31 protein-coding genes are annotated in these 23454 nt (G+C 62.3%); 4 read left to right on the top strand and 27 right to left on the bottom strand.

Features of this window, described 5'->3' with window-relative positions; genetic code table 11:
• Positions 1-143: 143 nt before the first annotated feature.
• The 3 genes from ACX80M_RS01415 (at position 144) to ACX80M_RS01405 (ending at position 3437) form a co-directional block, all read left to right on the top strand.
• Complete coding sequence (locus ACX80M_RS01415; RefSeq protein WP_252567634.1) at positions 144-1103, top strand: carbohydrate ABC transporter permease; 960 nt, start codon at positions 144-146, stop codon at positions 1101-1103.
• Entirely contained in the window at positions 1100-2020 is a 921-nt protein-coding gene (locus ACX80M_RS01410; RefSeq protein WP_252614130.1) for a carbohydrate ABC transporter permease, read from the top strand. The genes ACX80M_RS01415 and ACX80M_RS01410 overlap by 4 nt, the downstream gene beginning before the upstream one ends.
• 70 nt (positions 2021-2090) lie before the next feature.
• Positions 2091-3437: an ABC transporter substrate-binding protein gene (locus ACX80M_RS01405; protein WP_252598400.1), complete on the top strand. Its 1347-nt coding sequence runs from the start codon at positions 2091-2093 to the stop codon at positions 3435-3437.
• Positions 3438-3555: 118 nt separating this feature from the next.
• Here ACX80M_RS01405 and map read toward each other — a convergent pair whose 3' ends face one another.
• The 23 genes from map to rpsJ all read right to left on the bottom strand — a co-directional run bounded on the left by map (position 3556) and on the right by rpsJ (position 17001).
• Positions 3556-4383 carry a type I methionyl aminopeptidase gene (gene map / locus ACX80M_RS01400; protein ID WP_252614217.1) on the bottom strand — a complete coding sequence of 276 codons (828 nt, stop codon included), beginning with the start codon at positions 4381-4383 and terminating at the stop codon, positions 3556-3558.
• A 70-nt stretch (positions 4384-4453) separates the two neighbouring features.
• A complete protein-coding gene (locus ACX80M_RS01395) occupies positions 4454-5023 on the bottom strand; it encodes an adenylate kinase (RefSeq protein ID WP_181037244.1) in 570 nt (189 codons plus the stop codon).
• Between the two features lie 5 nt (positions 5024-5028).
• Positions 5029-6339: a preprotein translocase subunit SecY gene (gene secY / locus ACX80M_RS01390; RefSeq protein WP_252598402.1), complete on the bottom strand. Its 1311-nt coding sequence runs from the start codon at positions 6337-6339 to the stop codon at positions 5029-5031.
• A gap of 221 nt (positions 6340-6560) precedes the next feature.
• Positions 6561-7043 (bottom strand): 50S ribosomal protein L15, encoded by a 483-nt coding sequence (gene rplO, locus ACX80M_RS01385; RefSeq protein ID WP_104062629.1) that lies wholly within the window; start codon positions 7041-7043, stop codon positions 6561-6563.
• Positions 7044-7250, bottom strand: a complete 207-nt coding sequence (gene rpmD / locus ACX80M_RS01380) for a 50S ribosomal protein L30 (protein WP_056344352.1) — start codon at positions 7248-7250, stop codon at positions 7044-7046.
• A 3-nt stretch (positions 7251-7253) separates the two neighbouring features.
• Positions 7254-7982, bottom strand: a complete 729-nt coding sequence (gene rpsE, locus ACX80M_RS01375) for a 30S ribosomal protein S5 (protein WP_252598403.1) — start codon at positions 7980-7982, stop codon at positions 7254-7256.
• On the bottom strand, positions 7979-8362 hold the full coding sequence (gene rplR, locus ACX80M_RS01370; protein ID WP_056344358.1) for a 50S ribosomal protein L18: 384 nt from the start codon (positions 8360-8362) through the stop codon (positions 7979-7981). The genes rpsE and rplR overlap by 4 nt, the downstream gene beginning before the upstream one ends.
• Positions 8363-8364: 2 nt before the next feature.
• Positions 8365-8901 carry a 50S ribosomal protein L6 gene (gene rplF / locus ACX80M_RS01365; RefSeq protein ID WP_056344361.1) on the bottom strand — a complete coding sequence of 179 codons (537 nt, stop codon included), beginning with the start codon at positions 8899-8901 and terminating at the stop codon, positions 8365-8367.
• Positions 8902-8919: 18 nt separating this feature from the next.
• Positions 8920-9318 (bottom strand): 30S ribosomal protein S8, encoded by a 399-nt coding sequence (rpsH, locus tag ACX80M_RS01360; RefSeq protein ID WP_056344363.1) that lies wholly within the window; start codon positions 9316-9318, stop codon positions 8920-8922.
• 78 nt (positions 9319-9396) lie between these two features.
• On the bottom strand, positions 9397-9978 hold the full coding sequence (gene rplE / locus ACX80M_RS01355; protein ID WP_056344366.1) for a 50S ribosomal protein L5: 582 nt from the start codon (positions 9976-9978) through the stop codon (positions 9397-9399).
• A complete protein-coding gene (gene rplX / locus ACX80M_RS01350) occupies positions 9978-10337 on the bottom strand; it encodes a 50S ribosomal protein L24 (RefSeq protein WP_056344369.1) in 360 nt (119 codons plus the stop codon). Before rplX ends, rplE begins: the two co-directional genes overlap by 1 nt.
• A gap of 3 nt (positions 10338-10340) precedes the next feature.
• Entirely contained in the window at positions 10341-10709 is a 369-nt protein-coding gene (rplN, locus tag ACX80M_RS01345; RefSeq protein WP_024366126.1) for a 50S ribosomal protein L14, read from the bottom strand.
• Positions 10710-11630: 921 nt separating this feature from the next.
• Positions 11631-11939, bottom strand: coding sequence for a 30S ribosomal protein S17 (gene rpsQ / locus ACX80M_RS01340; protein ID WP_056344371.1), 309 nt, complete (start codon positions 11937-11939; stop codon positions 11631-11633).
• The gene (rpmC, locus tag ACX80M_RS01335) at positions 11936-12265 is read right to left on the bottom strand and encodes a 50S ribosomal protein L29 (RefSeq protein ID WP_252569497.1); all 330 of its coding nucleotides are present in this window, start codon (positions 12263-12265) and stop codon (positions 11936-11938) included. Before rpmC ends, rpsQ begins: the two co-directional genes overlap by 4 nt.
• A gap of 2 nt (positions 12266-12267) precedes the next feature.
• Positions 12268-12684 carry a 50S ribosomal protein L16 gene (gene rplP, locus ACX80M_RS01330; protein ID WP_056344375.1) on the bottom strand — a complete coding sequence of 139 codons (417 nt, stop codon included), beginning with the start codon at positions 12682-12684 and terminating at the stop codon, positions 12268-12270.
• On the bottom strand, positions 12685-13527 hold the full coding sequence (gene rpsC, locus ACX80M_RS01325; RefSeq protein ID WP_056344378.1) for a 30S ribosomal protein S3: 843 nt from the start codon (positions 13525-13527) through the stop codon (positions 12685-12687).
• A complete protein-coding gene (gene rplV / locus ACX80M_RS01320) occupies positions 13528-13893 on the bottom strand; it encodes a 50S ribosomal protein L22 (RefSeq protein ID WP_056344381.1) in 366 nt (121 codons plus the stop codon).
• Positions 13894-13931: 38 nt separating this feature from the next.
• Complete coding sequence (rpsS, locus tag ACX80M_RS01315) at positions 13932-14213, bottom strand: 30S ribosomal protein S19 (RefSeq protein WP_056344384.1); 282 nt, start codon at positions 14211-14213, stop codon at positions 13932-13934.
• 12 nt (positions 14214-14225) lie between these two features.
• Entirely contained in the window at positions 14226-15065 is an 840-nt protein-coding gene (gene rplB, locus ACX80M_RS01310; RefSeq protein ID WP_056344386.1) for a 50S ribosomal protein L2, read from the bottom strand.
• 29 nt (positions 15066-15094) lie between these two features.
• Positions 15095-15400, bottom strand: coding sequence for a 50S ribosomal protein L23 (gene rplW / locus ACX80M_RS01305; protein WP_018773664.1), 306 nt, complete (start codon positions 15398-15400; stop codon positions 15095-15097).
• A complete protein-coding gene (gene rplD, locus ACX80M_RS01300) occupies positions 15397-16020 on the bottom strand; it encodes a 50S ribosomal protein L4 (RefSeq protein ID WP_056344389.1) in 624 nt (207 codons plus the stop codon). The genes rplW and rplD overlap by 4 nt, the downstream gene beginning before the upstream one ends.
• Before the next feature lie 4 nt (positions 16021-16024).
• Positions 16025-16675: a 50S ribosomal protein L3 gene (rplC, locus tag ACX80M_RS01295; protein WP_056344391.1), complete on the bottom strand. Its 651-nt coding sequence runs from the start codon at positions 16673-16675 to the stop codon at positions 16025-16027.
• A 17-nt stretch (positions 16676-16692) separates the two neighbouring features.
• Entirely contained in the window at positions 16693-17001 is a 309-nt protein-coding gene (rpsJ, locus tag ACX80M_RS01290) for a 30S ribosomal protein S10 (RefSeq protein WP_024366135.1), read from the bottom strand.
• Between the two features lie 435 nt (positions 17002-17436).
• Here rpsJ and ACX80M_RS01285 point away from each other — a divergent pair, with 435 nt between their 5' ends.
• Positions 17437-18888: a GH1 family beta-glucosidase gene (locus ACX80M_RS01285; RefSeq protein ID WP_252608631.1), complete on the top strand. Its 1452-nt coding sequence runs from the start codon at positions 17437-17439 to the stop codon at positions 18886-18888.
• 42 nt (positions 18889-18930) lie between these two features.
• On the opposite strand, the gene ACX80M_RS01280 is transcribed toward ACX80M_RS01285, so the two are convergent.
• The 4 genes from ACX80M_RS01280 to ACX80M_RS01265 are packed head-to-tail and all read right to left on the bottom strand — an operon-like array spanning position 18931 to position 23368.
• On the bottom strand, positions 18931-19056 hold the full coding sequence (locus ACX80M_RS01280) for a hypothetical protein (RefSeq protein WP_256468624.1): 126 nt from the start codon (positions 19054-19056) through the stop codon (positions 18931-18933).
• A 30-nt stretch (positions 19057-19086) separates the two neighbouring features.
• Positions 19087-22572, bottom strand: coding sequence for a hypothetical protein (locus ACX80M_RS01275; protein WP_459308399.1), 3486 nt, complete (start codon positions 22570-22572; stop codon positions 19087-19089).
• A 6-nt stretch (positions 22573-22578) separates the two neighbouring features.
• A complete protein-coding gene (locus tag ACX80M_RS01270; protein ID WP_459308397.1) occupies positions 22579-22971 on the bottom strand; it encodes a hypothetical protein in 393 nt (130 codons plus the stop codon).
• 55 nt (positions 22972-23026) lie between these two features.
• On the bottom strand, positions 23027-23368 hold the full coding sequence (locus ACX80M_RS01265; protein WP_252608611.1) for a hypothetical protein: 342 nt from the start codon (positions 23366-23368) through the stop codon (positions 23027-23029).
• Between the last annotated feature and the right edge of the window lie 86 nt (positions 23369-23454).

Here is a 23454-nt window from a genome sequence, read left to right as displayed (position 1 = left end):
CGTTAATGGGCAATAAAGCCTTCAATAACTATCCTCTGACGAGGGCTTATGCGGGATTCTGCCCACCAGCCGTGTGGTGAAGTATGCCTAGATCCCCTGCCCATCGGCCAGCCATTGCAGGCCCCGATCCGTTAGAGACACCAATGACCCGGCAACTCGCTTCCACGTCACCGGCCAGTCCGCCCGACCAATCCGGTCCGCCCGGCAAACACCAGACCCGGCGCTGGTCCGGCCGGGCCCGGCGGGACTTCTTCGTCTTCCTCGCCCTGGCACTCCCCAACCTGATACTGATCGCAGTATTCACGTACCGGCCCCTCATCAGCAACATCTACTACTCAACCCTCGACTGGACCCTTGGCTCCGCATCGGCCACCGTGGTGGGAATCGACAACTACGTCACGTTCTTCACCAGCGACGACGCCCCCAAGGTACTGGGCACCACCGCCGTGTTCACACTGGTGACCGTCGGCGGCTCCATGCTGCTGGGGCTTGTCATCGCGTTAGCGCTGAACTCCAAGGTACGGGGCACCACGTTTGCCCGGTCCGCTGTCTTCGCTCCTTATGTGCTCTCCGGGGTGGGGGTTGGCCTGGTCTGGCTTTTCATCTTCGATCCGGGATACGGCGTCCTGGCCTGGATTCTCCGCGGCATCGGCCAGCAGAGCCCGCAATGGATCAACGATCCCCAGCTGTCGCTGGTGATGGTCATCCTGGTTTATGTCTGGAAAAACCTTGGCTACTGCGCCGTGGTATACCTCGCGGGCCTGCAGTCACTGCCGCAGGACGTCATGGAGGCTGCCTCGCTGGACGGGGCGAACGGATTCAGGCGCTTCCTCAGCATGTCCATCCCGCTCCTGTCCCCCACCACCTTCTTCCTCCTGATCACCACCATGCTGAGCTCACTCCAGGCGTTCGACCTGATCCGGATCATGACACCCCTCGGAACCGGCACCAGTACCCTGATCTACGAGGCCTACCTGCAGGCGTTCGGCGCGTTCAACAGGGCAGGGTACTCCGCAGCGATTTCCGTGGTCCTCTTCGCCATCCTGCTGGTCATCACTGTCCTGCAGTTGCGTTTCGTGGAACGGAAGGTGCACTACTCATGAGTTCGCTCTCTCCGGTCAACCCTGACCCAACGGCTCCCCCTGTCGCACCGTCCGAAACTTTCATCCCCCGGGACCGGCCCTTCTCGGCACGGAACCTCATCCAGACCATCGCCGGCGGCTACGTTCCCCTGCTGCTGGCAACGCTGGTGGTTTTCCTGCCCTTGCTGTGGATGATCCTGAGCTCCTTCAAGCTGCCCGGGGAAATCATCACCATGGACCTTAAAATCCTGCCGGCGAGCCTGAACCCGGAGAACTACAACATTGCGATGACTACCGTGCCGTTCGCGCAGTTCTTCATCAACAGCACCATCGTCACGGTGGTGGGCTCAACTATTAAAGTCCTGCTGGCCATCCTCACGGCCTACGCACTGGTATTCGTGCGCTTCCCCTTCAGGAACGCCATCTTCATCCTCATCCTTGTGGCCCTGATGGTCCCGCCGCAGGTCTCCATCCTGCCGAACTACATCCTGATCGCCGGGCTAGGCGGCAAGAACACCCTGTGGGGCATCATCCTGCCGGGGCTTGGCACAGCGTTCGGGACGTTCCTGCTGAGGCAGCACTTCCTGACGCTGCCTGCCTCCATCCTCGAGTCCGCCGAGATCGACGGAGCCGGGCACTGGCGCCGCCTGTGGCAGATCGTGGTCCCCGTGTCCATTCCCTCCATTGCCACCGTGGCGCTGGTGACGGTGGTCAGCGAATGGAACGAATACATCTGGCCGCTGATCATCACCGACCGTCCGGAAACCATGACGTTGCCCGTTGGCCTGACGCTGCTGCAGAACTCCGAAAGCAACGCCTCCGGCTGGGGCATCCTCATGGCCGGCGCCGTGCTGGTCATCGTGCCCATCCTGGTGGTCTTCGCAGCGCTCCAGCGTTACATCGTCGCGGGCCTCACCCAAGGCAGCGTGACCGGCTGACCCCGGCTCCGCCGTCGTTCTTCCACCCCAACAGCAAGACCTTCCTAGGCAACAACCGAAAGGAACCATCATGGCAACAAATCTGGACCGGAGGCATTTCCTGGGGCTGGCTGGCGTAACGGCCGGCGCCGCAGCGCTTTCCGCCTGCGGGGGGCCTGATACCGGCGGCACCACCACCTCAACGGAAGCCGCGGAAATCGACTTCAGCGGCGTGAAGCCGGCGGCGAAGATCGACTTCTGGACCAACCACCCGGGCAAGTCCCAGGACGTCGAGAAGGCCATCATCGAAAAGTTCCACGCGAAGTACCCGGATATCCAGATCAACCTGGTAACGGCCGGCGCGAACTACGAGGAAATCGCCCAGAAGTTCCAGACGTCCCAGGCCGCCAAATCGGGACTGCCCGGAGTAGTCGTGCTGTCCGACGTCTGGTGGTTCCGCTACTTCACCAACGGCAGCATCATTCCGGTCGACGGGCTCATCAAGGAACTGGACATCAAGGTTGACGATTTCCGCCAGTCCCTGGTGGATGACTACAAGTACGATGACCGGCAGTGGGCGCTCCCGTACGGGCGGTCCACGCCGCTGTTCTACTACAACAAGGACCACTTCGCCGCCGCCGGCCTGCCGGACCGGGCACCGGCAACATGGCAGGAATTCGGCGAATGGGCCCCCAAGCTGAAAGCGTCCTCCGGGGCGCAGTACGCCTACATCTATCCCGCCCTGGCTGGCTACGCCGGCTGGACACTGCAGAACAATCTCTGGGGCTGGGGCGGCGCGTGGTCCAAGGATTGGGAGATCACGTGCGATTCACCCGAAGCCGTGGAAGCCCTGCAGTGGGCCCAGGACTCGATCTACAAGCACAACTGGGCCGGCGTCTCGTCCAAGGAAGCCGCTGACGACTTCTCTGCCGGCCTGACGTCCTCCACCATTTCCTCCACGGGCTCGCTTCTGGGCGTCCTGAAGTCCGCCACGTTCAACGTCGGCGTCGGCTTCCTGCCAGGCGGGCCTAAGGAGACCAGCGGCGTGTGCCCCACCGGCGGCGCAGGGCTGGGCATCCCCAGCGGCATTAGCAAAGAGGAACAGCTCGCCGCAGGAACGTTCCTGAAGTTCATGACCGAGCCGGAAAACACGGCAGCGTTCTCCGCTGCCACCGGTTACATGCCCACCCGTACGTCGGCGGACATGGCCACGGTGCTGGCACAGACTCCCCAGATCAAAACCGCCATGGACCAGCTCGCCGTGACCAAGGTCCAGGACCGGGCCCGCGTGTTCCTGCCCGGGGCTGACCAGGAGATGGCCAAGGCCGCCGCCAAGATCCTCACCCAACAGGGCGACGTGAAGGCCACCTTGACCGAGCTGAAGAAGACCCTCGAAGGCATCTACACCAAGGACGTCAAGCCCAAGCTCAAGGCCTGACCCTCCCCTCCACCTGCGACACGCAAAATCCTTGCCGCTACCGGCATTCAGGTAGCGACAGGGATTTTGCGCGTCGGGAGCGCATTAGCGCGTCGGGAGCGCATTAGCGCGTCGAAACCTACGGGATCGGAACCGGTACGACGCCGAGCGGCACCAGGTGCTCCGCTCCGCCGTCGGGGGCTGAGAGTACCCAGATCCCCTTTTCGTGGACCGCAACCGAGTGCTCCCATTGGCAGGAGCGCTTGCCGTCGGTGGTCACCACGGTCCAGTCGTCCTCCAGCACGGCGGTGTCGATGCTGCCGCAGACCAGCATGGGCTCGATCGCCAGGCAGAGTCCGGGCTTGATCTTGGGACCGCGGTGGCTCGTGCGGTAGTTCAGGACATCCGGGGCCATGTGCATCTCGGAGCCGATGCCGTGGCCCACGTAGTCCTCCAGGATGCCCAGCGGCTTGCCCGGCACGGAGGAGACGTAGTCGTCGATGGCGGCGCCGATGTCGCCCACATGGCTTCCCGTGGCCAAGGCGGCGATGCCGCGCCACATGGCTGCCTGAGTGACGTCGGAAAGCCGCTGGTCCTCGGGGTCGGCCTGGCCCACAATGACGGTCCGTGCAGAATCGGAATGCCAGCCGTCAACAATCGCGCCGCCGTCGATCGAGATGATGTCGCCGTCCTTGAGGACCTTGCCGCCGGGGATGCCGTGCACCACTTCCTCGTTCACTGAGGTACAGATAGTGGCGGGGAAGCCGTGGTAGCCGAGGAAGTTCGACTTGGCGCCGGCCTCGTTCAGCACTGCGGCGAAGACGTCGTCCAGCTGCTTGGTGGTAACGCCTGGAGCGGCTGCGGCCACCGCTGCGTCCAGCGCACGGTTCAGCACCAGCCCGGCGTCACGCATGATGCGCATCTGGGCGTTGGTCTTGTATTCGATACGGGGCTGGCCGAAGGCCATGGTGTGTCCTCTCAATGGCTGAGGCTCCTCCCGGATGCCGGGAGGAGCCTCGGAAAAGCATGTTGCGGGCTTAGGCGGCCTGGGCTGCCTTGATGGCCTGCATCACGCGGTCGGTGACCTCGTCGATGCCGCCGATGCCGTCAACCTGGGTCAGGATGCCGCGTTCGGCATACTTGGCCACAACGGCCTCGGTCTGCTCGTGGTACAGGTCCAGGCGGTGGCGGATAACGGCTTCGTTGTCGTCGCTCCGGCCGGTTTCCTTGGCACGGCCCAACAGGCGCGAGACGAGTTCCTCGTCGTCGGCCGTGAGCTGCAGGACGACGTCGAGCTTTTCTTCGCTGTTCGCGAGGATCCCGTCCAGGTAGTCCACCTGCGCCGTGGTGCGCGGGTAGCCGTCCAGGAGGAAGCCGTTCTCGACGTCGGACTCGCTGAGGCGGTCGCGGACCATCTTGTTGGTGACGCTGTCCGGAACAAAGTCCCCGGCGTCCATGTACTTCTTGGCCTCGATGCCAAGAGGAGTTTCGCCCTTCACGTTGGCGCGGAAGATATCACCGGTGGAAATCGCCACGACGCCGAGGCGCTCCGAAATACGTTCCGCTTGCGTTCCTTTTCCGGAACCGGGGGGTCCAATAATCAACATTTTCGTCATCGCAAAAGCCCTTCGTAGTGACGTTGCTGTAGCTGCGCATCTATTTGCTTGACGGTTTCAAGGCCAACGCCCACCATGATCAGGATCGAGGTGCCACCGAACGGGAAGTTCTGGTTCGCGTTGATCAGTACCAGCGCCACCAGCGGAATCAGTGCCACGAAGCCCAGGTACAGGGCTCCGGGCAGCGTGATCCGGGAGAGCACGTACTGCAGGTAATCCGCGGTCGGTTTTCCGGCACGGATACCCGGGATGAAACCGCCGTACTTCTTCATGTTGTCCGAGACCTCTTCAGGGTTGAAGGTGATCGCGACATAGAAGTAGGTGAAGAACACGATCATGGCGAAGTACAGCGCCATGTAGATCGGGTGGTCTCCTCGGGTCAGGTTGTTGTTGATCCACTCAACCCACGGCGCGAGCGCCTCGCCCGCTTTGGGCTGGTTGAACTGTGAGATCAGTCCCGGCAGGTAGAGCATGGAGGATGCGAAGATCACGGGGATCACGCCTGCCATGTTCACCTTGATGGGGATGTAGGTGTTGGTGCCGCCGACGGTCCGGCGTCCGATCATTCGCTTGGCGTACTGCACCGGGACACGGCGCTGGGACTGCTCCACGAAGACCACCAGGGCAACCGTCACCAGGCCGATGACCAGGACCATAAAGAACGTGCCCGGGCCCTGTGAGCTCCAGATGGCGCCCAGGGACGTGGGGAACGTTGCGGCGATGGAGGTGAAGATGAGCAGCGACATGCCGTTGCCCACACCCTTTTCGGTGACGAGTTCGCCCATCCACATGATGAGTCCGGTACCGGCGGTCAGCGTAATGATCAGCAGGATGGTGGTGATGATGCTGTCGTCAGGAATGATCGGCAGGGCACAGCCCGGAAGCAACTGGCCTGAACGTGCCAGCGACACCAGCGTCGTGGCGTTCAGCAGGCCTAGGGCAATGGTGAGGTAACGCGTGTACTGGGTGAGCTGGGACTGCCCGGAGGCGCCCTCCTCGTACAGCTCCTGGAACCGGGGAATGACCACCCGGAGCAGCTGCACGATGATGCTGGCCGTGATGTACGGCATGATGCCCAGCGCGAAGATGGACACCTGAAGCAAGGCACCGCCGCTGAACAGGTTGACGAGCTGATAAAGCCCGCCAGCGGTCTGACCGTTCTGCAAGCATTGCTGGACATTCTGGTAGTTCACACCAGGCGAGGGGATGAATGCACCCAAGCGGAAGATTGTGATGATTGCCAGCGTGAACAACAACTTGCGTCGCAGGTCAGGCGTGCGAAAGGCCCGGCCAAATGCGCTAAGCAAGCGTCCTCCTGTGTTGTTTATAAGCGTGGTGTGATGGGGGACAATAATCCCAACAACAGAGTCTAACGGGTGGATTGGCCATGCGAACAATCCAAGAACCCGCGCTTGCGGCGAACGGCCGGAAATGGTCGGCCAGTGGATGTGAAAAAAAACTCCCGGCGTGCAGGGCCCTGGGGGCCTTGCACGCCGGGAGTTCACAACGGGCGTTCGCCCACCGTCTACTAGAGAGCGGTGGTGCTTCCGCCTGCTGCTGCAATCTTTTCTGCGGCGCTGGCCGAGAATGCGTGGACGGTGACGTCAACCTTGACGGTGATGTCGCCGGTGCCAAGCACCTTGACGGGCTGGTTCTTGCGAACGGCACCCTTCTCGACCAGGTTCTCCACGGTGACTGTGCCACCTTCGGGGAACAGCTCGTTGAGCTTGTCCAGGTTTACAACCTGGAACTCAACCCGGAACGGGTTCTTGAAGCCGCGCAGCTTCGGCAGGCGCATGTGCAGCGGCAACTGGCCGCCGGCAAAGCCAGCCTTGATCTGGTAGCGGGCCTTCGTACCCTTGGTACCGCGACCAGCGGTCTTACCCTTGGAACCTTCACCACGACCAACTCGGGTCTTGGCGGTCTTGGCACCCGGGGCGGGACGCAGGTGGTGAACCTTCAGTGTGTTCTGCTTCTCAGCAGTCTCTGCGGCGATCTTTTTCTCTGCCATTTACTTCGCCTCCTCTACCTTTACCAGGTGCGGAACCGTGTTGAGCATTCCAACAGTCACGGCGTCCGCGGTGCGGACAACGGTGTGTCCGATCCGCTTCAGGCCGAGGGACCGAAGGGTGTCGCGCTGGTTCTGCTTGCCGCCAATGGCGGACTTGATCTGAGTGATCTCCAACTGAAGGTCGGAGGGAATCAGGTTCTTAGCCATGGCTTAGACACCCGCCTTCTGGTTCAGGATTGCCTTCACCATTGCCGGCGGAGCAACCTCGTCCAGCGGCAGGCCGCGGCGTGCTGCCACTGCTGCCGGCTCTTCGAGCTGCTTCAGCGCAGCAACAGTCGCGTGAACGATGTTGATGGCGTTGGAGGAACCCAGCGACTTGGAGAGGATGTCGTGGATGCCCACGCACTCCAAGATGGCGCGGACCGGACCACCGGCAATAACACCGGTACCGGCGGAAGCCGGACGCAGCATTACGACGCCGGCAGCGGCCTCACCCTGAACGCGGTGCGGGATGGTGTTCCCAATCCGGGGAACGCGGAAGAAGGACTTCTTGGCCTCTTCAACGCCCTTCGCGATTGCGGCGGGAACTTCCTTAGCCTTGCCGTAGCCGACGCCGACCATGCCGTTACCGTCACCAACGACGACCAGAGCGGTGAAGCTGAAGCGACGACCGCCCTTGACCACCTTGGAAACGCGGTTGATGGTGACAACGCGTTCAATGAACTGGCTCTTCTCGGCTTCGCGGCCGCCGTCGCGGCCACCACGGCCACCACGGCCGCCGTCGCGACCGCCCTGGCCCTTGTCGCCACGCTCGCCACGACGAGCGCCACCACGGCGGTCATCGGCAGCAGCTGCGGGCGCAGTGGCCGGAGCAGCTACGGCTTCAGTAGCCTTCTGATCTGCAGACACAGTGTCCTTTTCCTTGTTTGCTTCCGTCACAGTGACAGCCCACCTTCACGTGCGCCGTCAGCGACAGCAGCAATCCGGCCGTGGTACTTGTTACCACCGCGGTCGAAGACAACAGCTTCGATACCGGCAGCCTTGGCACGAGCGGCAACGAGCTCGCCAACGCGCTTGGCCTTGGCGGTCTTGTCGCCTTCGAATGCACGAAGGTCGGCTTCCAGTGTGGAGGCGCTTGCTACGGTCAGGCCCTTGGTGTCATCGACAACCTGGACGAATACGTGGCGTGCGGAGCGGTTGACGACCAGACGAGGACGTACAGCCGTGCCGGAGATGCGCTTGCGGATACGAAGCTGGCGGCGGCTGCGCGAAGCAGACTTGCTCTTGTTCGTACGCTTCTTGTTAATTGAGATGGCCATGGTTACTTACCAGCCTTTCCGACCTTGCGGCGGATGACTTCGCCTGCGTAGCGGATGCCCTTGCCCTTGTAGGGGTCCGGCTTCCGCAGCTTGCGAATGTTGGCAGCAACCTCGCCGACCTGCTGCTTGTTGATACCTGAAACAGAGAGCTTGGTCGGGGTCTCAACTGCAAAGGTGATGCCGTCCGGTGCGGTGACATTTACCGGGTGGCTGTAGCCGAGAGCGAACTCAAGGTCAGATCCCTTGGCCTGAACGCGGTAACCAGTACCAACGATTTCAAGCTTCTTCTCGTAGCCCTTGGTAACGCCCTCGATCATGTTGGAGATCAGGGTGCGGGTCAGGCCGTGGAGTGAACGGGAGGCGCGCTCGTCGTTCGGGCGGGCGACAGTCAGGGTCTCTGCTTCCAGGGAAACCTCGATCGGGCTGGCCACAGTGTGGTTCAGCTCGCCTTTGGCACCCTTGACGCTGACGACAGAGCCGTCAACCTTGACCTCAACGCCGGCAGGAACGGTGATGGGGAGACGTCCAATACGTGACATTATTCTCTTCCTTTCCCGTTACCAGACGTAGGCGAGGACTTCGCCGCCCACGCCCTTCTTGCCGGCTTGCTTATCAGTCAAGAGGCCGGAAGAGGTGGACAGGATTGCGACACCCAGGCCACCGAGCACGTGCGGGAGGTTGGTGGACTTTGCGTAAACACGCAGGCCCGGCTTGGAAATACGGCGAACGCCAGCGATTGAACGCTCGCGGTTCGGTCCGAACTTAAGGTCCAGGGTCAGCTTCTTGCCAACCTCTGCGTCTTCTTCTTTCCAGGAGGCGATGTAACCTTCAGCCTTCAGGATGTCGGCAACGCGTGCCTTGAGCTTGCTGTACGGCATGGACACGGAATCGTGGTAAGCCGAGTTTGCATTGCGCAGACGCGTAAGCATGTCTGCGACCGGATCAGTCATTGTCATTTGGGCTCTTGCCCTTCCTCATAACGGTTTCCTCGCTGCTGCATGAAGCATCAGCGAAGGACCTGTTACGTAGTTAGATTAGTCTTCGGCCTTGAACGGGAAACCAAGCGCCTTGAGCAGCGCGCGGCCTTCGTCATCGGTCTTGGCGGTGGTTACAACCGTGATGTCCATGCCGCGAACGCGGTCAATGGAATCCTGGTCGATTTCGTGGAACATAACCTGCTCGGTCAGACCGAAGGTGTAGTTGCCGTTGCCGTCGAACTGCTTGCCACTGAGGCCGCGGAAGTCGCGGATACGGGGCAGAGCCAGCGTGACCAGACGATCCAGGAATTCCCACATGCGGTCTCCACGCAGAGTTGCGTGTGCGCCGATGGGCATGCCTTCGCGCAGCTTGAACTGTGCGATCGACTTGCGGGCCTTGGTTACCTGCGGCTTCTGGCCGGTGATCAGGGTCAGATCGCGGACAGCGCCGTCGATCAGCTTGGAGTCCTTAGCGGCATCTCCAACACCCATGTTCACAACGACCTTCACCAGGCGGGGAACCTGGTTAACGTTGCTGTACTTGAATTCCTCAACGAGCGTGCTCTTGATGGAATCGGCGTACTTGGTCTTCAGACGAGGAACGATCTTCGCTGCCGGAGTCTCGAGAGTCTCAGTCATTAGATGTCCTTCCCGGAGCTCTTGGCCACGCGGACACGCACGTCGCGCTTCACGCCATTGCGCTCCACGGTCTCGGTGCGGAAACCAACGCGGGTGGGCTTCTTGGTGGACGGGTCAACCAGAGCCACGTTGGAGATGTGGACCGAAGCTTCTACGACCTCGATGCCACCAGTCTTGGTGCCGCGCTGCGACTGACCGGCCTTCGTGTGCTTGGTTACGCGGTTAATGCCTTCGACCAACACGCGGTTGGTCTCCGGGAATACGCGCAGAACCTTGCCCTGCTTGCCTTTGTCGCCGCCGCGCTCAGCCTTGGCGCCAGTGATGACCTGAACGAGGTCACCCTTTTTGATCTTAGCCATGGACTAGAGCACCTCCGGAGCCAGAGAAACGATCTTCATGAACTTCTTGTCACGAAGTTCACGACCAACCGGTCCGAAGATACGGGTACCGCGGGGGTCACCGTCAGCCTTCAGGATCACAGCTGCGTTCTCGTCAAACTTGATATAGGAACCATCCGCACGGCGGCGTTCCTTCTTGGTACGGACGATGACTGCCTTAACAACATCGCCCTTCTTTACGTTGCCGCCCGGAATTGCATCCTTGACGGTAGCGACGATGACGTCGCCAATGCCTGCGTAGCGACGGCCAGATCCACCGAGAACGCGAATGGTAAGGATTTCCTTAGCACCCGTGTTGTCGGCGACCTTGAGTCGCGACTCCTGCTGAATCACTATTTACTCCTTGCGTCGCGCCGGTTCTCAGACCGAAAATCTTCCTACGGAATGAGCCTTGCGGAACGGTTGATCGGGGTGTCTCTTGACCTGCCTGGATTTTGCCAGACCAGGCCTAAACGCCCGTGCCAAAAACATTTGCTTCCCAAGCGGATCCGGACAGGTCCAAAGCACGAGGGGGCACTATGCCGTGGCACGATTGTTTACGAGGTTGATGACGGCGCACAGAGGGCGCCATACAAACTCAATATCCTAGCACAGTTGGGGCCATCTCCCATATCACACGGCGGCAGCCACAGCACAACCGCTACCCTCCAGAGCCGGCAACGCACGACGGCGTCACGCACGGTTCGCTTACGGCCCACCGGCAGTGCCACTCCCCCGGAAACCCGGCCTCCCGCCGTCGGACGCTCTCTCACTTGATGCAGATTTTTGAACGACGCTCTCTCACTTTCCTAAGAAAAGTGAGAGAGCGTCCGGGATTTCCCGCATTAAGTGAGAGAGCGTCCTGATGCAAACGCGGACGACGGCGTCACGCACGGCACGCTTTCGGCCCACCGGCAGTGCCACTCCCCCGGAAACCCGGCCTCCCGCCGTCGGACGCTCTCTCACTTGATGCAGATTTTTGAACGACGCTCTCTCACTTTCATAAGAAAAGTGAGAGAGCGTCCGGGGATTTCCCGCATTAAGTGAGAGAGCGTCCTGATGCAAACGCGGACGACGGCGTCACGCAAGGCACGCTTTCGGCCCGCCGGCGGTGCCGCTCCCCCGGAAACCTGGCGTCCCGCCGTCGGCCGTCCCCCAAAAACCTGCTCCGCGTGGCACACCCAGCCAGCTCAACCGCCGCCAAATACGGAAACCCCCGCTCCCAAAAGGGAACGGGGGTTTCCGGTGCAGTACCTGCAAGCAGGCTGCGGGGTGTTACTTGGCCTTTTCGAGGATCTCGACCAGACGCCACCGCTTGGTAGCGGACAGCGGGCGGGTCTCGGCGAGGAGAACGAGGTCGCCGATGCCGGCGCTGTTCTCTTCGTCGTGAGCCTTGATCTTCGTGTTGCGGCGGATGACTTTGCCGTACAAAGCGTGCTTTACGCGGTCTTCTACCTGGACAACGATGGTCTTTTCCATCTTGTCCGAGACTACGTAGCCACGCTTCGTCTTACGGTCACCGCGTTCGCCAGCCGTAGCTGCTGCGGAAACAGTTTCCGTCACGTTCTCGTCCTTTTCACTCACTTGGCATCCTCCTCGGCCTCAACCGTTTCAGCCGTTTCGGCTTTCTTGGTTGCAGCCTTTTTGGACTTCTTCTCTTCCTTGGCTTCCACAACCGGTGCGGCAACCTCGGCACGAATGCCCAGCTCGCGCTCACGGAGAACGGTGTAGATACGTGCGATGTCCTTCTTTACCGCGCGCAGACGACCGTGGTTCTCCAGCTGACCGGTGGCGGACTGGAAACGCAGGTTGAACAGCTCTTCCTTAGCCTTACGGAGTTCTTCAACGAGTCGCTCGTTGTCGAACGTGTCCAGCTGTGCGGATGCAAGTTCCTTGGATCCTACTGACATTTCTATTCACCACCTTCGCGACGCAAAATGCGTGCCTTCAACGGGAGCTTGTGGATTGCCAGGCGCAGGGCCTCGCGAGCTACCGATTCCTCGACGCCGGAGATCTCAAAGAGAACCCGGCCCGGCTTGACGTTTGAGACCCACCATTCCGGCGAACCCTTACCGGAACCCATGCGGGTTTCGGCCGGCTTCTTGGTGATCGGACGGTCCGGGTAAATGTTGATCCAGACCTTACCGCCACGCTTGATGTGGCGGGTCATCGCGATACGGGCAGACTCGATCTGACGGTTAGTGACGTATGCCGGGCTCAGAGCCTGGATACCCCACTCACCGAAGGAGACCTTGGTGCCGCCCGTAGCAGCGCCGGAACGGCCCGGGTGGTGCTGCTTACGGTGCTTGACTCGACGTGGGATAAGCATTTAAGCCTGTCCTCCTTCTACTGCAGCAGGTGCAGCCTCAACTGCCGGAGCCTCGGCAGCCGGAGCTGCCTCTGCTGCCGGACGGTCGGTACGACGGCGGCGGTCACCACGGTCAGCGCCGCCGGCGCCACCCGGGCGGCCCGGACGGTCGCTGGGACCGCGGCCACGGGACGGAGCAGCAGCTGCCTGCTGAGCCAGTTCCTTGGCGGTGACGTCACCCTTGTAGATCCAGACCTTCACGCCGATGCGGCCGAAGGTGGTCTTGGCCTCGTAGAAGCCGTAGTCGATGTTCGCACGGAGGGTGTGCAGGGGCACACGGCCTTCGCGGTAGAACTCCGAGCGGGACATTTCTGCGCCACCCAGTCGACCGGAGCAGGCGATACGGATGCCCTTGGCACCTGCACGCTGAGCGGACTGCATGGCCTTCTTCATCGCACGGCGGAAAGCCACGCGGGAAGTCAGCTGCTCAGCAACGCCCTGGGCAACAAGCTGTGCTTCCATCTCGGGGTTCTTGACCTCGAGGATGTTCAGCTGGACCTGCTTGCCCGTCAGCTTCTCAAGCTCGCCGCGGATGCGGTCTGCTTCAGCGCCGCGGCGGCCGATAACGATACCGGGACGTGCCGTGTGGATATCCACGCGGACACGGTCACGGGTGCGCTCGATCTCAACCTTGGCGATACCGGCGCGCTCCATGCCAACTGACATGAGCTGGCGGATACGGATGTCTTCGCGAACGAAGTCCTTGTACCGCTGTCCGGGCTTGGTGCTGTCAGCGAACCAGTGCGATACGTGATCGGTGGTGATGCCGAGTCGGAACCCGTGCGGGTTAACTTTCTGTCCCACTTAGCGAGCCTCCTCTTTCTCAGGTGTAGCGACTACCACAGTGATGTGGCTGGTGCGCTTCTTGATCTGAAATGCACGACCCTGAGCACGCGGCTGGAACCGCTTCATGGTCGGGCCTTCATCAACGAACATTTCGCTGATGATGAGGTCGCTTTCGTCAAACGAAACACCGTCGCGGTCCGCGAGGGACCGGGCGTTTGCGATTGCCGACTGTACTACCTTGAATACCGGCTCCGAAGCTGCCTGGGGGGCAAACTTCAGAATTGCCAGAGCCTCATTCGCTTGCTTACCACGAACAAGGTTGACGACGCGCCGGGCCTTCATAGGCGTTACGCGGATGTGACGCGCAATTGCCTTGGCTTCCATTGCTTTCCTTCTCTCGTCTTTGACGTAAGTGCAGGCGCCTAGCGGCGCTTGCCCTTACGGTCGTCCTTGACATGGCCGCGGAATGTCCGCGTGGGAGCGAATTCGCCGAGCTTGTGCCCGACCATCGACTCAGTGACAAACACCGGAATGTGCTTGCGTCCGTCGTGTACGGCGATCGTGTGCCCAAGCATGTTGGGGATGATCATCGAACGGCGGGACCAGGTCTTGATGACGTTCTTGGTGCCCTTTTCGTTTTCCCTGTCCACCTTTACAAAGAGGTGCTGGTCAACGAAAGGACCTTTTTTCAGGCTGCGTGGCATGTGTCCAGGCTCCTATCGCTTGTTCTTGCCAGTACGACGGCGACGAACAATAAGCTTGTCGCTCTCTTTGTTGGGACGCCGGGTGCGGCCTTCCCGCTTACCGTTCGGGTTGACGGGGTGACGTCCACCGGACGTCTTACCCTCGCCACCACCGTGCGGGTGGTCAACCGGGTTCATCGCGACACCACGGACGGTCGGGCGAACGCCCTTCCAGCGCATGCGGCCGGCCTTACCCCAGTTGATGTTTGACTGCTCGGCGTTGCCGACCTCGCCGACGGTTGCGCGGCAGCGCACGTCAACGTTGCGGATTTCGCCGGAAGGCAGACGCAGCTGGGCGAAGCGGCCTTCCTTTGCTACAAGCTGGATCGATGCGCCGGCGGAGCGGCCCATCTTGGCGCCGCCACCCGGACGCAGTTCAACTGCGTGGATTACGGTACCAACCGGGATGTTGAGCAGCGGCAGGTTGTTACCGGGCTTGATATCAGCACCGGAACCTGCCTCAACGACGTCACCCTGGGAGAGCTTGTTCGGCGCGATGATGTAACGCTTGGTGCCATCAACGTAGTGCAGGAGGGCGATGCGAGCCGTACGGTTCGGATCGTACTCGATTTCGGCAACGCGGGCGTTGACGCCGTCTTTGTCGTGGCGACGGAAGTCGATCAGACGGTACTGGCGCTTGTGGCCACCACCCTTGTGACGGGTCGTGATCTTACCGGAGTTGTTACGGCCGCCCTTTTTGGGCAGCGGACGTACCAACGACTTTTCCGGCGTCGACCGCGTGATTTCGGTGAAGTCCGCTACGCTCGAGCCACGACGGCCCGGGGTAGTCGGCTTGTATTTACGGATTCCCATAATTTATTTCCTCGTTAAAGTGGTCTCCGCTACGAGAGCGGACCGCCGAAGATGTCGATGGTGCCTTCTTTGAGGCTCACAATTGCACGCTTGGTGTTCTTGCGGGTACCCCATCCGAATTTGGTGCGCTTGCGCTTACCGGCACGGTTGATGGTGTTGATCGATTCGACCTTGACGGAGAAAATCTTCTCCACGGCCAGCTTGATCTCGGTCTTGTTCGAGCGGGGGTCCACCAGGAAGGTGTACTTGCCCTCATCGATCAGGCCGTAGCTTTTTTCCGATACGACGGGTGCAAGCACGACGTCGCGCGGGTCTTTGATGGTGGCTGCACTCACTTGGCATCCTCCTCGTTCTTTGCTACTGCCCGGTCAGCAACGAATGCTTCGTAGGCAGCCTTGGTGAAGACAACGTCGTCAGAGACGAGTACGTCGTAGGTGTTCAGCTGGTCTGCGTACAGAACGTGAACACCGGCGAGGTTGCGCACGGAAAGTGCTGCAACATCGTTGGCGCGCTCGATGACAACCAGCAGGTTCTTGCGCTCGGAAACTCCGCGCAGCGTTGCCAGTGCGTTCTTGACGGACGGCTTGGTGCCCTCCACCAGTTCGGCAACAACGTGGATGCGTCCGTTGCGTGCCCGGTCAGAGAGTGCGCCGCGCAGTGCAGCAGCAATCATCTTCTTGGGGGTGCGCTGGCTGTAGTCACGCGGTGTGGGACCGTGGACTACGCCACCACCGGTCATGTGAGGAGCACGGATTGAACCCTGACGGGCGCGGCCGGTGCCCTTCTGCTTGAACGGCTTGCGACCTGCACCGGAAACTTCGGCGCGGGTCTTGGTTTTGTGGGTACCCTGGCGAGCAGCAGCGAGCTGGGCTACGACGACCTGGTGCAGCAGCGGCACGTTGGTCTGAACATCGAAGATCTCTGCAGGCAGGTCAACCTTGACAGTGCTAGTCATTGAACTAGGCTCCCTTCACGGCGGTGCGTACGAGTACGACCTGGCCGCGGGCGCCGGGGACGGCACCCTTGATCAGGAGCAGCGACTTCTCGACGTCAACTGCGTGAACCGTGAGGTTCAGCGTGGTGTGACGAACGGCGCCCATGCGGCCGGCCATTTTCATGCCCTTGAAGACGCGGCTCGGGGTGGATGCGCCACCGATTGAACCGGGCTTACGGTGGTTCTTGTGAGCACCGTGTGAGGCGGGAGCACCGTGGAAGCCGTGACGCTTCATAACACCGGCGAAGCCCTTACCCTTGGTGGTGCCGATAACGTCGATCTTCTGGCCGGCTTCGAAGAGCTCAACAGAAAGCTCCTGGCCCAGCTCATAAGTGTCAGCATCTGCAGTGCGCAGTTCGACGACGTGGCGGCGAGGCGTGACGCCTGCCTTTTCAAAGTGACCAGCCAGCGGCTTGGTGACCTTGCGGGGATCGATCTGGCCGTAGCCGATCTGAACAGCTACGTAGCCATCAGTGTCTGCGTTGCGCAGCTGCGTGATGACGTTCGAATCTGCCTGGACCACAGTGACGGGGATGAGCTTGTTGTTCTCGTCCCAGACCTGGGTCATGCCGAGCTTCGTGCCCAGCAGGCCCTTTACGTTACGGGTTGCGGTCATAGTCTCTCAGCACCTCCCTACAGCTTGATTTCGATGTTCACGTCGGCCGGCAGGTCGAGACGCATAAGCGAATCAACAGCCTTCGGCGTGGGATCGATGATGTCGATAAGACGCTTGTGCGTGCGCATTTCAAAGTGCTCGCGGCTGTCCTTGTACTTGTGCGGAGAGCGGATAACACAGTAAATGTTCTTCTCCGTCGGCAGCGGCACGGGGCCAACTACCGTTGCGCCTGCGCGCGTGACCGTCTCAACGATCTTCCGTGCTGAAGAGTCAATGACCTCGTGGTCATATGACTTCAGCCGGATGCGGATTTTTTGTCCCGCCATGTCGCCTGACTCTCTTTCAGTTAGTGCTGCTCCCGGTGAGGGCTGCTCTGTTCACTTTCTTGTTGCATGTGGCTGCCGAAGCATTTGAAGTCTGAACTACCACCCGCCGCACAAGCTGAATCCGGATGAATCCGGGTTCCTCAGCCTGCCGACGTAACCGACCCCCGCGGTCGGGCGTGTCGCGCTTAGCACGCATACAAATCCGCAGTTCCATGGGGAGTGGGTTATGTTTGGGCTTCCACTTGGACCCTGACACCCGGCATTATCCGGATCGGGACACGAAGAAGCGCTTGAACAACTCATCTAGTATGCCGGATATTATGCCCAGAAGCGAATCTGCAGGCTGACACCTCCCCCCTCCGGCCCAGTGCGCATTCGGGCCCTGCACGGCCTGTGGTCATTGCCTTCGGCAACATCCGAATGGATGATGGGGGAATGACCGTCGAAAATGACGTTTCCGTCCAGGATCTGGCCGACCGACTGCCCAGCTCGTTTACCCTCGGTGTTGCCGCGGCCGCCTTCCAGATCGAAGGCTCCCTCTCCGCTGACGGACGGGGTCCCTCCGGTTGGGACGCCTTCGCGGAGAAACCCGGCGCCATCATCGATGGACACTCCCCAGCAGTGGCCTGCGACCACTACAACCGCTCGCCCGAAGATGTGGCTCTGATGCGGGACCTCGGCGTGGATTCCTACCGCTTTTCCATCTCCTGGCCGCGGATCCAGCCGGACGGCCGCGGTGCATTCAACAAACAGGGCCTGGACTTCTACGACCGCCTGATCGACCAGCTGCTCGAAGCCGGCATCTCCCCCATGGCCACCCTCTACCACTGGGATACGCCACTGCCCTTGGAGCACCGTGGCGGCTGGATGAACAGGGCCACCGCCGAACGCTTCGCTGAGTACGCAGGCGAGGCCGGCCGGCGTTTTGGTGATCGCGTAGACAAGTGGGTAACCCTCAACGAACCAGCCTCGGTAGTCCTCAACGGCTATGCGCTGGGCGTCCATGCCCCCGGACGGGATCTCCTCTTTGATGCCTTTCCTGCTGTCCACCATCAACTGCTGGCGCATGGCATGGCCACCCAGGCACTGCGGGCGGAAGGGGTCCGCGGCGGAATTGGCGTGACCAACCTGCATTCCCCCGTCCAGCCGGCAACGCGGAAAATTGCCGACAGGGCCGCTGCGAAAGTCTTCGACATTATGCTGAACCGGATCTATGCCGATCCGGTCCTCCTGGGCCGGTACCCCCGCTCCTTGCGGTTTGCCAAGCCGTGGCTGCCGTCGTTCGGCAAGATTTCCGACGCCGATCTGCGCACCATCCATCAGCCCGTGGACTTCTACGGCGTGAACTACTACCAGCCCGTGAAGGTAGCAGCCGGGCAGGGCACCGGCGAAGACCTTACGGTGCCAGCGGAAGCCATGGTCCGGATACCTGCCCACCAGATGCCGTTCGACGAGTACGGCACCACAGGCTTCGGCTGGCCGGTGGCTCCGGAGCACCTGGGATTCCTGCTGCGCGAGCTGAAGGACCGCTACGGGGATGCCTTGCCGCCGATCTACATCACCGAAAGCGGTGCCAGCTTCCCTGAACCCGAGCATGTCACCGGCCCCGTCCAAGACCAGCAGCGGATCGATTACATCGCGGGCCACTTGCGGCACGCCCTGGAGGCGACGGCTCCGGGCGGAATTGCCCACGACGTGGACCTCCGCGGGTACTACGTCTGGACCCTGATGGACAACTTTGAATGGGCCGCGGGGTATTCACAGCGCTTCGGCCTGGTGCACGTGGATTTCGACACCCTGGAGCGCACACCCAAGGAATCGTTCTACTGGTACCGGGCGCTCAGTCAGGCGCGGAAATCACTGGCCGGCGAAGGCCAGCCCGGCTGAACACCGGCGAACACTCCTGCCGGCTGAGGCCCAGTGGCCTTGCTACTTGTCCTTGTTTGCCCGGTTGATGCGCTTGGCGCGGTCAATCTCGGTGCGGAAATGCTTCTTGGCCCAGAAAACTCCGGCGACCACGGCGACCACGATGATCAGAAAAATCAGCCATTCCATGATGTACTCCTCTCGCTGTCAGCAACAGTATCAGTGCCGGCGGGAAGGTTCCCTGCGGTCGTGGGACGGCGGGCTGGACTCAGGACCCGGGGTCACCTCTGGTCCCGCCTCCGGCGCCTGACCGGCCGTTCCACGGTTCAGCCGCCAGACGGCAAAGACGATCAGCCCCACAGCGATGAACGCCAACAGCAGGAACGTGTACTGCCGCATGGCCCACAGAATGCAGGCGGCCACCCCTGCCGCGCCCCACCAGACGAAGAGCCGTTCCCCCAGTCCAAGGCCTGCCATGAGCAGCAGGGCGAGGAGCACCAGGACCCACAGCTGCTGCCCAGCGTTCCCGCCGAACACTATGCCCAGGCCGCTCAGCGAGAGCAACGCAGAGGCCGCGCCCACCAGGAACCGGCCGGCAGCTTGGTTGCCGGCGAAGTAGCGCAAGCCACCGAGGACAGCGGCCAGGACCACGTACCACTGGACAACCCAGAAGGGACTGGGAAGATCGGTCAATAGCCGGCCCGTGCGATCCTCAGGCGCGTCCAGTTCGAAGATGGCAGCGCGCTGGATGGCTACGGTGAGGAGCAACGCACCCACTTCGAGGGCGATCCGTCGCGCCCTTGCGGGTGCCTCCCTGTAGGACACCCCGATGGCGGCGGCCAGCACGGCGGCCGCCGTCCAGGACGTTGCATCGTGCCGGATTCCGACGAAGACCACCAGCACGAGGCCGAGGAACGCCGCACCGGCAAGCGACCAACGACGCACCGGCTCGGCCTGCAACGGGCCGCTGCGCATGAGCCGCACGGCATAAAGGGCGGCCGAAGCCACGCCCGCGCCGGTCAGCCATGGCAGGAATCCGTCCCAGACGCCGGGGACATCCTGATACGCCTCCGCCGCCAAGGCGACGGACCCGCCGAGCGCGGCCACGGCTGCCGGCGGATACAGCACCGGCAGATCCTCGATATGCGACGCGGTAAAGCACACGGCTGACAGGACCAGGACAGCCGCTCCCGTCACCCAGTCGGCCGCCAACGGCGAGATCAGCAGCCCAACACCGGCAAACGAGCCGGCGGTAACCAGCCAGAGCCAGTGCTCGACGTCCGCGTCGCCAGCGGTCTGTTGGTGACCATTCTGCTCATGCCCGCTCTGAGTGAGCCCGTTCTGAGTAAGCCCGTTCTGCCGGCCGGCGTTCTGCCGGTGCCGCAGGATGCCGGCAGCGGTTGCAAGCAGCGCACCACCCAGCAGCGTCACGGCAGTGCCGGTGTGGCTCAGCACCGCGGTCACAAGGAACGTCCCGTCGAACGTGAACAGCGGGCCCAGGGCGAGCACGCCGAACAGTGCCGTATACACAGCGAAGTAACGGGCTCCGTAGGCACTGAAGAGTCTCCTGGCCACCACAGCAGAGACCAGCAGCAACAGCAGTTCCAGCAACACCACCCAGCGGCCGCCGTCGTCGTCCTGCGCCAGCAGCCCGACGCCGCCCGGCCTCGTCACGTAGACCAGCGGCAGCAATGCCTGCCCGGCCAGGGTGATCCAGACTGCAGCCTGCTGGAAAGGGATGTCAGCCAGCCGTGAGCGCATCACCCAGCGGACGGCATGCTGGGCCGCGAGCACCAGGGCAAAGGTCACCGAAACCACTGTGGGCGAGGCGGTGACGTCGTAGCTGAGGACCACCGCGAGGCCTGCCGTCAGCACGCGGGCCGCCACAAAGTACCAGCCCTTCCTGGCCCGCCGTTGCTCTGCCACCACCATCAGCGTGGAGTAGACCGCGAAGATACCCAGGATCAGTTCCACCCGAAGTAGATCGCCATCGCTGAAGACCAGCAGCACAACAAATGCAAACGGAGCCAACCAGACTGCACCCGCCACTCTGCGAAGGAAGTACCCCGAGGCCGCCGCGCCTAGGGCCACGAGTCCTGCAGCGTACGTTTCCTGCCAGTCTGCGGAACCTGACTGCAAGAGGCTGGCAATGCCGGCTAACTGGAGAAGGAGCACTGCGCCTGCGTCAGCAAGAATCCCGCGGGGAGCACGACGGCGGACGGCAGCCACCAGCGGAAAGCACAGCTGGAGTGCCAGCACGGTCACCAGGACCGTTGCCGGGTGGACCACTTCGTCCGCGATGACCACCGGGCCGCCGTCCCGCCGCAGCTGGTGAAAAGCTGTCAGGGCAAGTACGGTGGCTGCCGCCCTGGCGAACCACCAGTAGGCCCAGCGGTGTTGGCGCAGGGGCAGACGAACCGCAGTGATGAGCAGATATGCAACCACCAACAACAACGCCAGGTTCCCGGCGCCTTGTGAAACGGCTTGGAACGCGACCGTCGCGGCGACCACGGACATACCCAGCGGCAAGGCCTCCCACACCGTTGCAACCCAGTCCGGTTCCGTAGCCGGCCGTGGAACCACCACGGCTCCGATGACAAAAGCGGCAGCAAGCTGGATGATCACGCAGACGGCTGTCAGGCCGTAGTCCGGCGAGGTCTCAATGAACGGCATCCCGACCAGAACCAGTGCACCCCCGGCACCGAAGACGCCCAAGGTTGCCTCCGGCGCCAAGGTCCGCACCCCGAAGCGCTGCACGAACGCCGTAAGGAGCTGCTGGAACACCAGTGCCACCAACAGTGCGAACACTGACGCCTCGGCCCGCCCAGGACCGTCATCCAGCACGGCCGCGACAGTTACGGGGACCGCAAACGTGATGGCCAAACGGGCTCCCAGAACCAGCCGGCCACGGAAATCACCTGCCGTGAAGGCCCCGCGGATCGCCCAGAAGCCGGCGGCCAGGAGCAGCATGCCGGCCAGCGGCCACGCGCCCAGCGAAGGAGAAACGATGCCGGCCAAGGCCAGTGCGGCCACTGGCGCCCATTCGGCCCGGCCGGCCCACCCAGCGGCCAGCACCATGCCCGCGGCCAGCAATAAGGCCACCGGCACCCACAGCGGCACCGTTATGCCCGCTTCGACTGAACCGTAGCCGTAAATAGCGCGGAAGAAGCCGGCAGCGGTCTCCTGAACGCTGAACGCCGCGGCGGCCGCGAGTTGCAGGCCAAAGGTCACCGAGCCATCAATCCGCCAGCGTTCCCCAGCGGCGCTTGGGCTGTTGCCGGCGGCGGACGACTCTGCCTGCTGCTGAGGGAACCAGCGGGTCAGCCTTGCCGACAGCAACACCAGCCCCATTGCCTGGGCGGCGAACAGCACGCCGGCGGCGAGCAGGGCGTCGGTCCCCCGGCCGGTCAGGTGCCAAATCTCGACGGCGGCAGCTACTGTCAGGGCGGCCCGCGCCGTGTAGAAGTTGATCAGCCGGAACAGCCCCGGCACAGCGGCCATCAGGGCGAAATAGATACCGCACATCCCGATGACCAGCGCGTACTCTGCTTTGTCCAAGAGCAACGGTACGCCGGTCGCGGCGACGGCAACGGCGGGAACCACCAACGGGTGCAAGACCATCAGCGGCCTGACATACACCGGCGGCAGCCAGCGCGGCCGGGCGAGGGCAAGGCCCGTCAGCAGCGCGGCCACGGCTATGAGCACAGCGAATTACCAGACGAGCGCCCCACCCAGGATTGAAACGCCGGAGAACGCCGTGGAGGCCACAAACGTGAGGGAAAGGTACACCAGAACCCTGCTCTCCAGCCGGACCGCCGCCGCAACATAAGCCGCAGTACCAATCAGCGAGGTGATCAGCCAGGCAGCCGGGCCGTCATGCAGCGCAAAGTTGAACAGGGCCAGGCCGGTCACAGGAACCAGGGCGAGCCCGGTGCCGGTGAACGCCACCGCGGCGGGCTTCAGCCGCGGGACCCGGGCGTGCAGTACAAATCCCGCGCCATAGAACAGCGCCGTAACGGCGCAGACGCCGGCAAAGCGCAACATGGGCGGAAGGCTGGTGCCGATGAAGAGTGCTGCGGCAGCCACCAGCAGCAGGCTGGCCACGTACAGCGTGATGTTGATGTTCTGCCGGTCACGCTTTTCACGGCGGGCCTGGCGCTCAGCCGGTGTCTCCGGAAATGTCTGGAACGAGGCGGCCGGAGACTGCGGCGGAATCCTCGGTGGCACCGACGCGGTGGGCGACGGCGACGATAAGGGCGCCAAAGGCGACGCCGGTACCACCGAGATGCTGACGTCGGCGGGCCCGGACGGCGCCGGCGTAGGCACCCTGTTTGGCTGCCGCCGTCACGCCCTCGCCCAGCGGCGGGTCCGCAGCGCCGGAACTGAGCGATTCAGTGACCGCCGGACTGGGCTGACCTGATGCCTGAAGTTTGGCCAAAGCGTCAAGCCACCCTTGAAGGTGACCGGCGCGGTAGCCCGCTTCATAAGATTCGTCCCTCACGGCGATCCCTCTCCAAAGGGCAGGCCTGCCTGCACAGTTAATCCAGTGATTGGATTAACTGTAGCAAAGAACAGCCCCGCTGCACT

It is taken from the genome of Pseudarthrobacter sp. MDT1-22 (genome assembly GCF_054511035.1).
Note: the sequence above shows the minus strand (reverse complement) of the source record. Positions and strands in the feature narration are given on the sequence as shown.